The organism is Corynebacterium sp. HMSC074C03, assembly GCF_001838285.1.
Taxonomy (GTDB): domain Bacteria; phylum Actinomycetota; class Actinomycetes; order Mycobacteriales; family Mycobacteriaceae; genus Corynebacterium; species Corynebacterium amycolatum.
Genome location: NZ_KV836242.1, coordinates 1 through 11,701 on the forward strand (window position 1 = coordinate 1; position 11,701 = coordinate 11,701).

General features: G+C 61.6%; 9 protein-coding genes and 4 pseudogenes. 8 read left to right on the top strand and 5 right to left on the bottom strand.

Annotated features, from left to right (window positions below):
* Window positions 1–299 precede the first annotated feature (299 nt).
* Window positions 300–1,355, top strand: a pseudogene (locus HMPREF2847_RS08120) (cytochrome c biogenesis protein/redoxin); the annotation flags it as partial.
* 51 nt (window positions 1,356–1,406) lie between these two features.
* A pseudogene (locus tag HMPREF2847_RS11975) lies at window positions 1,407–1,571 on the top strand (terminase); the annotation flags it as partial.
* Here the strand turns inward: HMPREF2847_RS11975 and HMPREF2847_RS08125 are convergent.
* Window positions 1,572–2,801, bottom strand: coding sequence for an MFS transporter (locus tag HMPREF2847_RS08125; RefSeq protein ID WP_070852086.1), 1,230 nt, complete (start codon window positions 2,799–2,801; stop codon window positions 1,572–1,574).
* Window positions 2,802–2,892: 91 nt separating this feature from the next.
* On the opposite strand from HMPREF2847_RS08125, the gene HMPREF2847_RS11680 reads away from it, so the two are divergent.
* From HMPREF2847_RS11680 to HMPREF2847_RS08140, 3 genes and pseudogenes are all read left to right on the top strand, one after another.
* Window positions 2,893–3,570 carry a TetR/AcrR family transcriptional regulator gene (locus tag HMPREF2847_RS11680; RefSeq protein ID WP_070462451.1) on the top strand — a complete coding sequence of 226 codons (678 nt, stop codon included), beginning with the start codon at window positions 2,893–2,895 and terminating at the stop codon, window positions 3,568–3,570.
* A 705-nt stretch (window positions 3,571–4,275) separates the two neighbouring features.
* Window positions 4,276–4,482, top strand: a complete 207-nt coding sequence (locus HMPREF2847_RS08135; protein ID WP_070759613.1) for a hypothetical protein — start codon at window positions 4,276–4,278, stop codon at window positions 4,480–4,482.
* Between the two features lie 18 nt (window positions 4,483–4,500).
* Window positions 4,501–4,812: pseudogene (locus tag HMPREF2847_RS08140) on the top strand (cytochrome c biogenesis protein DipZ); the annotation flags it as partial.
* On the opposite strand, the gene HMPREF2847_RS08145 reads toward HMPREF2847_RS08140, so the two are convergent.
* A complete protein-coding gene (locus HMPREF2847_RS08145) occupies window positions 4,809–5,159 on the bottom strand; it encodes a hypothetical protein (RefSeq protein ID WP_070852087.1) in 351 nt (116 codons plus the stop codon). The pseudogene HMPREF2847_RS08140 and the gene HMPREF2847_RS08145 overlap by 4 nt on opposite strands.
* 508 nt (window positions 5,160–5,667) lie before the next feature.
* Here HMPREF2847_RS08145 and HMPREF2847_RS11800 point away from each other — a divergent pair.
* The 3 genes from HMPREF2847_RS11800 to HMPREF2847_RS08160 are packed head-to-tail and all read left to right on the top strand — an operon-like array spanning window position 5,668 to window position 9,448.
* Complete coding sequence (locus tag HMPREF2847_RS11800) at window positions 5,668–5,940, top strand: class I SAM-dependent methyltransferase (protein ID WP_246821936.1); 273 nt, start codon at window positions 5,668–5,670, stop codon at window positions 5,938–5,940.
* Window positions 5,937–7,715 carry an ABC transporter ATP-binding protein gene (locus HMPREF2847_RS08155; RefSeq protein WP_070851663.1) on the top strand — a complete coding sequence of 593 codons (1,779 nt, stop codon included), beginning with the start codon at window positions 5,937–5,939 and terminating at the stop codon, window positions 7,713–7,715. The genes HMPREF2847_RS11800 and HMPREF2847_RS08155 overlap by 4 nt, the downstream gene beginning before the upstream one ends.
* On the top strand, window positions 7,712–9,448 hold the full coding sequence (locus HMPREF2847_RS08160) for an ABC transporter ATP-binding protein (RefSeq protein WP_070852088.1): 1,737 nt from the start codon (window positions 7,712–7,714) through the stop codon (window positions 9,446–9,448). The genes HMPREF2847_RS08155 and HMPREF2847_RS08160 overlap by 4 nt, the downstream gene beginning before the upstream one ends.
* A gap of 5 nt (window positions 9,449–9,453) precedes the next feature.
* On the opposite strand, the gene HMPREF2847_RS08165 is transcribed toward HMPREF2847_RS08160, so the two are convergent.
* The 3 genes and pseudogenes from HMPREF2847_RS08165 to HMPREF2847_RS08175 all read right to left on the bottom strand — a co-directional run bounded on the left by HMPREF2847_RS08165 (window position 9,454) and on the right by HMPREF2847_RS08175 (window position 11,609).
* Window positions 9,454–10,338, bottom strand: a complete 885-nt coding sequence (locus HMPREF2847_RS08165; protein WP_070852089.1) for an SLAC1 family transporter — start codon at window positions 10,336–10,338, stop codon at window positions 9,454–9,456.
* A gap of 105 nt (window positions 10,339–10,443) precedes the next feature.
* On the bottom strand, window positions 10,444–11,034 hold the full coding sequence (locus HMPREF2847_RS08170; RefSeq protein WP_070852090.1) for an anti-sigma factor: 591 nt from the start codon (window positions 11,032–11,034) through the stop codon (window positions 10,444–10,446).
* A pseudogene (locus HMPREF2847_RS08175) lies at window positions 11,034–11,609 on the bottom strand (sigma-70 family RNA polymerase sigma factor). Before HMPREF2847_RS08175 ends, HMPREF2847_RS08170 begins: the two are co-directional and overlap by 1 nt.
* Between the last annotated feature and the right edge of the window lie 92 nt (window positions 11,610–11,701).

Genomic DNA, 11,701 nt, shown 5'->3' on the forward strand with positions numbered 1-11,701 from the left:
GCTCATCATCGCCTCGGAAGACGGGGCCATGGAGCCGTCCATCTTGTCCTCCATCTTCTCCCCGGAGTCGTTGCATGCAACGAGGCCGACGGCGGCGATGACGATGGCGCTGACGCCGGCGATTGCGCGGTTGATAGACATTTTGTCTCCTTCACTTTGTCGGTTCGCAGGCGCAGTATTTCTGGCCCGTCACTGAGTACTACGGAGCCGGGGGCTGATGCGGATTGGACCAATCCGGTGCGGGTGCTCACTCCGTAGTGCTGGGTGTAGGAAAGGCAACCGGAAAGTAGAGGAAACTCATGATCAGCGTGATTCTTGTCGGATTCATCGGAGGTCTGATCACGGCATTGTCGCCGTGCATTTTGCCGGTGTTGCCGGTGGTGCTGGGTGTCAGCGTCGGGCGTAAACCGTCGCACGTGGTGACAGGTTTGGTCGTGAGCTTCGCCGCGATCGCGCTGCTGGGTACGATTCTGCTTAGTGCGCTGCATTTGCCACAGTCAGTATTGCGCTGGGCGGGAGTGGTGTTGCTGGCATGGGTGGGGCTGGGAATGATTTTCCCGCCGGTGGGGGAGGTGTTGCAGAAGCCCTTTGACGCGCTTCCGCGCCCCACGGCATTGCAGGAGAAAACGCGCGGCAAGGGAGGTTTTCTCATCGGTCTGGCCCTTGGCGCGGTGTACGTTCCGTGCGCGGGCCCGGTGCTTGCAGCGGTGACGGTGGCGGGCCCGACTGGGCATATCGGCTGGAACACGGTGGTGCTCACTGTTGCGTTCGCGATTGGGCCCGCGCTGCCGCTGTTAGTGTTCGCCCTGGCGAGCAACAAGATCGGTGACAAGGTAGACGCGGTGCGGCGCCACCGTAAGGCCATCGGCGTGCTCATCCTGGTCTTCACTGCGGCGTTTGCTCTCGACGCGCCGGCGGCGATCCAGCGTGCGCTGCCGAATTGGACGTCGTCGCTGTCGAACCGTTTTGAGAATTCAGACTTGGCCAATGACGCTCTCAACAAGGTCGGACCAACTGGGAGCGGTTCACTGCAGTCGTGCCGCCGCGCCGACCCCGCGCAGCTGCAGGATTGTGGCCCGGCACCGGAATTCGCGGGGCTGACGAACTGGATCAACGCCGACCAGCCGCCGAGCCCGCAGGACGGTGGTGTCATGCTCGTTGATTTCTGGGCGTACGCCTGCATCAACTGTCAGCGTGCGGGGGAGCACATCACGAAGCTTTACGACACTTATCGAGATTCCGGCCTCACCGTCGTCGGCGTCCATTCCCCTGAGTACGCTTTCGAGCACGACCTGGGCAATGTCCGCAACGCCGTAGAAAAGGAAGGTATCCACTACCCGGTGGCGCAGGACAATAAACCATTACTGGATACTCACCACAGCGTTACTAAATCCGTGGTCCTAACAGCTATCGCGTCCCCATTCGTGGCCATGTCTCAGTCGTTTAGCAAGCAGGCGAATACGCTCTGGTACGAGATTTTCGATGTCGTCAAAGACAACTCGCTGGTGGACTACTCGGGGCCGACTCCTGCGGATAACGTGATGGAACGGCTACTTCAGGCACGCTCATAGTTATTGGCGTAGTGCGGGTACGGTGTGGGCGTAGATGACGACCACTGCAATCAAGGCGATACAGACGGCGAAGGGTGCCAGCGGGTTCCACCCGTAAAGGGCGGTCGAAGCCAGCGGGGCAATCGCGTACGCCAACCCATTATTAGCGTTGATGATGCCAGCCACTGCGCCTTGCTCATCTGCACTCATCTTCAAGGTTGGGCCAGTGTTGTACCCGGGCATCGCCAGTCCCATACCTACCCCCAGCACGATACACCCGACAACCAGTAAAGCGTGCGAGGAGGTAGGCCAAATGAGCACAGTTGCAACTAGTGTAATGGCCAGACCAGTACGTAAAAGCTTCGCTGCTCCCCACCCTGTCTTTGGAGCAATCACCGCTTGGGCAATGATCATGGTCACGCCCATGATGGTCAGGTAAATCGCGGAAATACCTGCGGTCGCAGTTGCCGACAGGGCGAAGCGGTCTTGGACAGTGAATCCAAAAATCGTAGCAACAGAAGAAAACACAAGAAACATCACCAGACCAGTTGCTAGCCAGGGAGCTACACGCGGATCAGTGAAGCGAATCCGTTGAGGCTTTGCAAAAAGTTGCCCTCGGCTTTGAGGTGCGAAACTCACCAAGAGAACAACCAGACCAATCACCATCACAACGGGCATGACCACCAAGGGCAAGAGCAGGCCACCAGCAGCGGCTAACACACCTCCAGTAACACCTCCAACAATGGAGGCCATCCCTTGAGCCGCTCCAATCATGCCCAGTGCTTTTACCCGCCCGTTCTCGCTGGCAGCATACGTGACCAGGTGGGCTTGCGCGGTCGGGGCGATCGCTGAAATCCCTCCACCATAGAGCAAACCACGAGTGATCACAACACCAAAAACTAGTCCGACACCGCCAACTACCTGGTTCATCCCCAGGTAGGAGACAATACCGAAGGCGCTCAAAGCGATGATCGCGATCACAAGCCCAGCAGCGAGTACACGTTTAGCGCCGACACGTTGGGAAGCTCGCCCCCAATAAGCACTCAAGCTCGCTAGTACAATCGCTGCCAAAGAGATAGTGGCGCCAATATGCCATTCCCGCAATCCCATCTGTCGTGACAGTGGCGCGATGATCGGATTGAGAATCATTTGCCCCATAAAGGCGAGAAAAACGATTCCCACTACCAGGTTCGCTTGCGCTGCTGGATCAATAGAGCTCTGTGTCGGCTTATTACTATGAGGGTCGGGCATCACTACACTCCATTACTAGAACACTGTTTCACTTAGGGATATTGTAGAATGGTGTTCTAGTAAGGGTCAAGGAATAAGTTAGGGTCACCTTATGAACACTGTGCTAACGGGGCGAAGGGCTGGGCTATCACGCGAGCTGATTGTCAAACAAGCTGTACAGTTAAGCGCGATCAGTGGCGTTGAGGGATGGTCAGTACGGGACATTGCCCGTGAACTGGGCGTGGTTCCCTCAGTGATTTATCATTATTTTCCAAACAAGGAAGCCATTTGTGATGCTGTTGTAGACCGGGTATGTGTCGGGATTGAAGTTCCCGACCCGGACCTTGAATGGAAAGCCTGGTTTCGAGCTATGGCTCACAATCTACGCCCCGCATTGTTAGCATATCCGGGGATTACCGACAGGTTCGCGCGGGGCAAGTTCACCGAACAGTTTTTGCCGATGATCGATGGAGCCTGGGCCAAACTACAAGAAGCTGGGTTTGGTGACAATTCGCCTGTGGCCTACACAATTATCGCGAACTCAATCATCCACACGATCGGAGCGAGAAACCTGCGCGCATCCAATCAAATCCAGCCTCGCCACAACCTGCACGAAATGCTTGTCAGGCTTGAGCCTATGATGGCTCAATCTGTTGGACTGACCAGTATTGTCAACTCTTACCTGGAGCCTCTCTCACACCCTGATGAAGAAGAAGCGATGTCCGAGGAATACTACGACCTCGTCATCGATGTGATCCTAGACGGCATCGAACACACCCTGCTGCCTTAACTCTGACCCACTTCTCAATCATCGTCTTAGTGAACGCCCGCACAGCTGTGTACTTCAACACAGCGGATGTAGCCCAGTTGATAAGCCGGGTCAGTTCACGTTCACACCCGCGTTCTCATGGTCACAGAGACGGTTAAATTGAGGTTACCCCATGCGAGGTCTGCGGGGGTGGTGTTTTCATCCGACATGTGGTTTGTCTCCTCCGTGGGGTGTTGGGTGTGTTCCACGCCTTGGTGGTAACGGAGGTGAGTATGAGACATATTGGTTGGCGGTCAGTTTTATTGAGTGGTTACCCAGTCCCCAGCTTCAACAAAAGCTGTTAAATCAACAGGGGAACTTCCTAGTAGCTCCACCGTGCCGTCGGACTTCACCAGCGCGGCGCTATCCCCATCATCTGCGTTCTCCCCTGGAAACACTGCAACGGTTCCGTCTGGGTGTACACATACCTCTACGTCCCAATCTTTGCCAGGATACGTCGAACAAACCATGCTGTAAGCACGGGTTGCAACATGCTTAATCAACACCAATTACTCCTAACAATTCATCCGTAGGTGTCAAATCGTCCGTGCGCATCATCGTCAGCGAACCCGCCTTCAACTTCTTCAACCGTTCGTCAACATTGATTAGTCCATCTGATGACTGGCCCACAATGACTTTGCTACGTGGAGGAATTTCAACAACCGCTACTGGCCAGCCCGCTACCTGGTGGACAAGCACGGCAACGTCCGGCAGATCGTGGAAGGGGAGGGAAGCTACGCCGAGACAGAAAAGCTCGTGCGTGAATTGCTTGTCGACGCCAACACCGAAGTCAACCTCCCCGAACCGGTCGAAGGCGGCGAAGCAGCAGGCGGTACAAAGGGCCGCAACCCGGAAACGTATCTCGGCACTGCGCGCGCCGAGTACACCAAGTAACCCGGTTACACCGACGGCGAGCACGACTTCGGTGAACCGCCCGCCCCAGAGCGCGGCATGTTCACTCTGAACGGGACGTGGATTCTCGAGGAGGAATCAGTGCAGACCACCAGTGGAGGACACCTGGACATCAACGTCTTCGCCAAGTGGGTCCAGCTCGTGGTTTCGGGTGAAGGAGAGATCGAAGTCGAGTATCCGGACGGTGCGACAAAGTCGTTCCCGGTCACAGATGGAACCCTCGACCTTGCGAAAGGCGACACGCCCACCGAGGGAGTGCTGCGCATCCGGCCCACGGCAGGCGTGAAACTGTATTCGTTGACCTTCGGCTAGGCAGAGACAACCTTGTCCAGCGCCTCGGCGAACCGCGCGACGATGCCGTCGACCTCGTGAGCGGCGCTGGCCAACTGGGAAATAAAGTCGGCAGGCAACTCGAGGCCCGCAGCGGTTTCCACGTGCGCCGCGAAGACGACGGAAGGGTGCTCAGGACGCACCTTCGGTTTCGGGCCATTGCCAGAGCGCTTATCCGGAGAAGCCTTCTGCTCCCACTCCAGCGGGGTAGTGATCGTCCCCTGAGTACGGGGATTTCCCGGTTTTACAGGCTGATTCAGCGAGAAAATTGTTAATAACGCCTGCGGATTCTTACGCCCATCCTTGGTCTTCGTCCACGCGCTACTCAATGGTGTGCTGGTTTTGCGTGATCTCGGTTTCAGCAATGTCCATCAAACGCACGAGACGGGGCTTGACCCAAATACTAGGTTAGGCTAACCTAACGCAAGAATGGTTGTTATCTTCTGAGAGGGCAACACAGTGCCGCTTGTGTCTGATGAACCCACCACAGCGACCAATGAGTCGACGAGTCGGCCGAGAGGGGGCGGCACCGCCGACGACGGCCCGCGAACCCGAGCACCTAACCCGAAACCGCCGCGTGGACGCGGCCCACACACCCCGGAGACAGAACCAGATGAAGTCGATTGCCCAGATCGTCCAGAACAACCTCAGACTCCTCGCGGCCTACCAGGACAAGGTCCAGCCGAGGTTCCTCAGCCGCTATGCGCGTGAACCGATGGACGCCGCCGTCGAAGGGCTCGGGGCCGGACGGAATTCCACGTCGCCGACGTCCTCGCGCCGCTCGCGGGAGAGCCCGGCAGGACCGATGAAATCTGGGTGTGCGGCGCGCTCCACCAAATGAAGGATGCGGGTGCCGCGCTCGGCCGGGTCGCCGGGCTGCTCGCCGACGGCGGCATCGCTTACGTGCAGACGTTCGCCGAGGATCCCGGCGTGAACGAGCGGGTCGACATGGCCGTCATGGCGAAGATGGGCCACCGGGTTTTTCGGGGCAGCGAGCTCGATGACCTCGCCGAAGCCAACGGGCTGAAGCTGGGCGGAGCCTCACGCGCCGGCATGGTGTACTTCTGCACTCTCGCGAAGAAGAGCGCGATCGGGGAGGCGGGCAAGTGAGCGCTGTGGACGGGACCGTAGGCCCGTGGTCGCTGCTCGCCCCGATCCGGACTCGGATGCGTGCGGTGGTCGCGTTATCCGTCCTGTCGTCGGTGGCTACCGTCGCTTCGCTGGTCGGCATCATCGACATCGCGATGACGTACCCGGAGGCCCCGGCGCATCGGACGTGGTTGGCCGTGGCTGTCATCGTCGTCGCCGCAACGGTGCGCATGGCCGCGGACGGCGCCGCCGGCATGCTCTCGCACCGGGCGGATAACGACCTGCAGCTCCACCTCCGGCGCCGGCTGGTCGCCCAAATCCGGAAGTTGCCGCTGGGCTGGCTAGACGCCCGGCGCTCGTCGGGAATCATCGGGTCGGTTGAGAAGGACGTCGCGGCTGTCCACCAGCTCATGGGCCACACCGTCGGTGAGACCGTGGTGGCGGTGCTGGTTCCCCTGCTTTCCCTCATCGCGCTCGTCGCGGTGGATTGGCGGATCGCGGCGGTGGCGGTCGTCCCGGTGCTGGTCACCTTCGCCCTGATGGGCGTAATGATGTCGCGTGGCGCCGGCCTTCAGCGCGACTACGAGCGAGCCTCCGAAGGAGTGACGGCCGCGGTCATCGAGTTGGTGCGCGGCATCCCGGTGATGAAGTCCTTCGGACGCGCCAACCAGGGCTCGGGCCGCTACGATGCCGCGGCGTCGTCGTTCGTCCGCGCGTGGTCCGCCTGGTCCCGGCAGTCGAACATCTATCTTGGGCTCATCGACGTGGTGACGTCTCCGATCACGGTCCTCGCAGTGGTGTGCGGCGCCGGCCTCGCTCTGCGGGACGCCGCGGGCGGCACACCGGAAGGTCTCGTCGCCGGGCTGGTTCTCGGCCTTGGACTCTCCGCGGCGATCGTGCGGGTAGCCATGAACTCCGAACCCATCATCGCGGGGATTGCCGCCCTGAAGTCCATCGCGGAGGTGCTGGGCACGCCGCCGATCGCCGAGCCCGCCGATCCGGTGCCCGTGCGCGGAGGCGCGCTCGAGGTCCGGAACCTGGTCTTCTCCTACGGCGATGGGCCGCGGGTCCTCGACGGGATGTCCGCGACGTTCGAACCGGGGACCCTCACTGCGCTGGTGGGGTCCTCCGGTTCCGGAAAGTCCACCGTCGCCCGGCTGTTGGCGCGTTTCCACGACCCCGTCGAAGGCTCGGTGCTGCTGGGCGGCGCCGATCTTCGCGACATTGCCGTGCGCGACGTGCACCGCTCGGTGTCGGTGGTGTTCCAAGATCCGCAGTTGCTCACGCTGCCGTTGCGGGAGAACATCCGGCTGGCCAGGAGAGACGCCACCGACGGCGAAATCATGGCGGCCGCGAAGCTCGCGAACCTCGATGCGGTCATCGCGGCGCTGCCGAAGCGTCTGGATTCGGTGGTCAACGTCGACGTGACCTTTTCCGGTGGTGAGGCGCAGCGCGTGGCCATCGCTAGGTCGATCGTCACGGACGCGCCGGTGCTCATCTTCGACGAGGCAACCGCTTACGCGGATCCGGCTTCCGAGGCCCTCATCCAGTCCGCAATCGAGCGTTTGGCCCGTTCGCGGACGGTGATTGTGATCGCGCACAGGTTGAGCACGATCCGCAACGCCGACCGCATCCTCGTTCTCGATGGGGGAGCGGTCGCGGAGGCGGGTACCCACGACGAGTTGCTTGCGCGCGGTGGCCGCTACCGGGATTTGTGGCGCGCGTTCGCGCTCGACGACGAACCATCCGCCCCGCGGGGCACTGAATCAGACGATGAAAAGGCAGGGAACCGATGATTCGGGACTTGTGGTCGATGACAGATCGGCGCTCGAGAATGACGCTGGCGTGGCTCATTGCGTTGGCCGCGCTTGCCGCGCTGGCCCAGGGAGCGGCGTTCGTCGCACTGCTGCCGCTGCTGTCGGCTCTGGCCGAGGGAGATGATGCGACGGCGTGGCGTTTAACCGGCGTCATCGCCGGCCTCGCGGCCGCCCATGCGGTGCTGTCCCTCGCCGCGGGGACGGTCGGCAGGGCGAATTCCGCAGCGGTGCTGTCGTCCCTGCTGCGTTCCCTGGGCGAACGGGTGCTGACGTTGCCACTCGGGTACGTCACCAAGTCCACGGCCGGCCGCTTTTCGGAGATGGCGTCGTCGGGTATCGCGTTCGCGGCGTCCGTGCCGCACGTGATCCTGCGGCCCGTCATCGCCGCGGTGGTTGCGCCGACCGTCATCGCCTTCGGAATTCTGGCGGTGGATTGGCGCGTCGGTTTGGTTCTCGTCGCGTCGGCGCCGGTGCTCTTCTTCGCCTACCGGGCCATTGGCCGGGTCGGCGGGGAGTCGGACGAAGCGCATGCTGACGCCGTCGCTGCCGTCTCCGGCAGGCTGATCGAGTTCACCCGCTGCCAGCAGGCGATTCGCGCCGCGAGCGACGGTTCGGCGGCGGACGCGATGGTGGATGAGGCAATCCGGGCCCAACACGATGCGTTCGCGAAGGCGACGTCGACGCAGGGGGCGGCCATCGGACGGTTGAGTTCGGTCGTCCATGCGGTGTTCACGGCGGCGGTGATCGTCGCCGTGGCAGTCGCCGCGACGGGCGGGATGGCGCCGGCGCATTTGGCGCCGATACTCATCGTGCTCGTCCAGTTCACCGGACCGATCACCACGGCGGGAGCGTTGTCCGGCGGTTTCGGTGCGGGCCGCAACACGTTGGCTGCGTTGCGTGACCTGCGGGCAATCCCCGCTCTTCCTGAACCTGCCGCACCGGAGCTGCCCGACGGGCATGACGTGGAGTTCCGCGGCGTGAGCTTCGGGTACGGAGATAAGAAGGTTCTCGACGACGTCAGCTTCCGTGCGCCTCAGGGAGCGCTGGTTGCCGTAGTGGGACCGTCGGGGGCGGGCAAAACGACGGTCATGCGGCTGCTGTCGCGTTTTCATGATCCGGACTCGGGGGAGATCCTCATCGGCGGGGTGCCCTTGCCTCGGATCGGCACCGACGGCGTGAACGCGCTGGTGACCCCGGTGTTCCAGGAGACGTTTCTTTTCGACGCGTCCGTGCGGGACAACGTGGTCTTCGCCGACCCCGGATTCGGTTCCAGGCCCGGTGACGGGGACCGCTTGCGCGAGGCTGCCCGGCGTTCCGGGGTGGACCGCATCGTGGAGCTGCTGCCTTCCGGGTGGGATACCCCGGTGGGGGAGGAGGGGACGCTGCTGTCGGGAGGTGAGCGGCAGCGCCTCGCCATCGCCCGGGCGCTTCTGAAGGATTCCCCGGTGGTGCTTCTCGACGAGCCGACGTCCTCGCTGGATGCGGCCACTGAGCGGGCGATCGTCGGCACGATGGAGGCGTTGCGCGGCGATCACACTGTGATCGTCGTCGCCCATCGCCTGCACACCGTCCGCGATGCCGACCTCATCGTCGTGCTTTCGGAGGACGGGACGGTCGCAGAACGGGGCACGCACGATGAATTGCTGGCGAAGGGCGGCCGCTATGCCGAGTCGTGGACCACCACGACGACGGCATCGGAGAAGCGCGGATAGCTAGTTCACCTCGCACCAGATTGGCTTAGTTCCCAGGAGCCAAAGCGCACCGCGCAGACACCCCAGTGGAGGAGCAAGAACACGAGGAGCGCCAAGGAAAGTGTGTGCCAGCCTTCGTCCCAAGCACCCAAGCACATGGTGCCCACGGGGAAGGTAGAGCCCCACCAACCAGGGCCGTAGGGCGCCCAGTGGAGGACAGCCTCGTAGAAGCAGTACATGGCATAGAGGACACACGGTGCGCCGAGGGTGAACATGATGAGGCCGTACAGGTGAGCGTCGAAAAGCAATGTCGATGCTGCCGTCGACTGGCCAATAACACCGAGGGGAATCCACGCTGTACCCGCGGCGGCGCCACGCGGGCGCGTGCGGGACCAGTAGCAGTAGAGGAAAAGCGGGATCGCGGTGAAGAACGTGAGGAAGAAGCACAGCTCACCCGCGTAGTGATAAAACTCGCCGTGATGGGTGGCCAGCTGCCCGCCGGATGTCGCGGCGACCATCGGGGGCACGAGCGCCAAGCCCCACGGGAACGCAGGCTCGGTGTAGTGCGCGGACTGCTTCCACAAACCCCAGAGTTGCCACAAGCACACGATGATGGCCAGTGGCGCGCCGATCCACCAGCTGATCAGCTGGAACGCATCGTTGCCCGTGAGTGCCGTCCACGCCGAGCCGCACGCGAGCAGGCCCATCGAATACATGCCCCACGCCGCCATGTTCTGGTGCCGCGGCGGCTCATTGCGCACGCCGACCGTGAACACAACAAGGAGTCCCGCCGCGATGAGCGCAAACACGAGCTGGGCTACATGAAATCCATGTAACCCAGTCAAACTCGACGCAATCGAGGTTCCCATTAAAGCGCCGGCCCAAGCGGGACCGAACTTTGGCAACGTCATAGCACTAACGCTAGGCCTGCCACCTCGTTAAATCCACTTTGGGTCGGGGCTTTGTGGTTTTTAGAACGCGAATGGCCTGAAGCGCGCCAAGGGAGGCAGCCGGCACTAGAGCGTCACGTTGGCCAGCACCGTGCCGGTGGGTTGCGCCGCGCCGACGGCGACTTCCTCGGTTACCAGAACTGAAGCAGTTCCACCGGGCAGCGGCATCCACACGTCGTCGTGGGGTTCTTGGCCGATGACTCCAGCCGATTCCACGGCGCCGTCAGCCATGACTGCCCACACTTGTGCACCCATGCCGTCGTTGAGAGCTGGCTGGCCGTTGACCATGGCGCCGCCCTTGCCCATGTCAGAGCTGATCACGATGTCGAGGCTCGCGCCCATCGCGTCAGCCTGACCTTGACGCGCGTCGTCGGCCTCCATAATTGCGTGCATTTCGTCGACGCCTTGGGCTGCCACGGATTCGCGTGACTCGTCGACAGTGAATTGGGTGACCGCGAACCCGCCACCGGCGATGAGCACAACGGCGGCTGCTGCGGCGGTTGTGAGACGTCGCCAGGACCGGTTCTTCCGCGCGGTGTCGAAGTCTGTGACCTGGTCGGTAGCGTCGATACGCTCCATGATTGAGCGTTTGAGCTCCGGTGGCGGAGTGACCGGCGTGGCTGCGGAATTGAAGAGGCCCTCGATATCTTTATCCATCACAGGCCTCCTTTCAACGACACGGCCTTGCGAAGCTTTTGCAACCCGTCGCGTACCCGGGTTTTGGCTGTTCCGAGAGCGACGCCAGTGGCATCGGCGATTTCTTGGTGGGTGAGTTCCCCGAAATACGCGAGCATGAGCGCACTTCGATGGGGCTCTCCGATTGAATCAATGAGTTCTTGTAGCTCCTCAGACTCTAGTCGCTGTTGAGCTTCGTCCTCAGCGGCAGCGACCCACGTGGTCAGTTGACTGTTGAAATCGTCGGTGTCGCGGGCTTGGGAGCTGCGTCAGCTCCGCAGCCGATCGATGGCTCGCGATTTGGCTAGCCGCAGTACCCATGACTTGGCGCTGCCGCGGTGTGGGTCGAAGGTGTGGGCGCTTAGCCATACCTCCACGAAGACTTCTTGGGTGACCTCTTCCGCTTGGGCCCGGTCGCGCAAGATGTGGGTGGTGAGACCGAGAACCTGTGGGGCCAGAACGTCGTAAAGCTCGGCGAAAGCGACTTTATCGCCCGCGCGCACGCTTTCTAAGAGACGGTCAGGATCCACAGATTCCAAATCTAACACCTGGGTCATGTGCTACTTGGATTCTTCCATCATTTTGTCTTCGCTCATCATGGCATCGGAGGACGGTGCCATGGAGTCGCTCATCATCGCCTCGGAAGACG

Excerpts from the sequence above, each read along its gene's own strand:
- HMPREF2847_RS08125 (WP_070852086.1), bottom strand. The coding sequence starts at position 2,801 with ATGCCCGACCCTCATAGTAATAAGCCGACACAGAGCTCTATTGATCCA.
- HMPREF2847_RS11680 (WP_070462451.1), top strand. The coding sequence starts at position 2,893 with ATGAACACTGTGCTAACGGGGCGAAGGGCTGGGCTATCACGCGAGCTG.
- HMPREF2847_RS11800 (WP_246821936.1), top strand. The coding sequence starts at position 5,668 with ATGAAGGATGCGGGTGCCGCGCTCGGCCGGGTCGCCGGGCTGCTCGCC.
- HMPREF2847_RS08160 (WP_070852088.1), top strand. The coding sequence starts at position 7,712 with ATGATTCGGGACTTGTGGTCGATGACAGATCGGCGCTCGAGAATGACG.
- HMPREF2847_RS08165 (WP_070852089.1), bottom strand. The coding sequence starts at position 10,338 with ATGACGTTGCCAAAGTTCGGTCCCGCTTGGGCCGGCGCTTTAATGGGA.
- HMPREF2847_RS08170 (WP_070852090.1), bottom strand. The coding sequence starts at position 11,034 with ATGGATAAAGATATCGAGGGCCTCTTCAATTCCGCAGCCACGCCGGTC.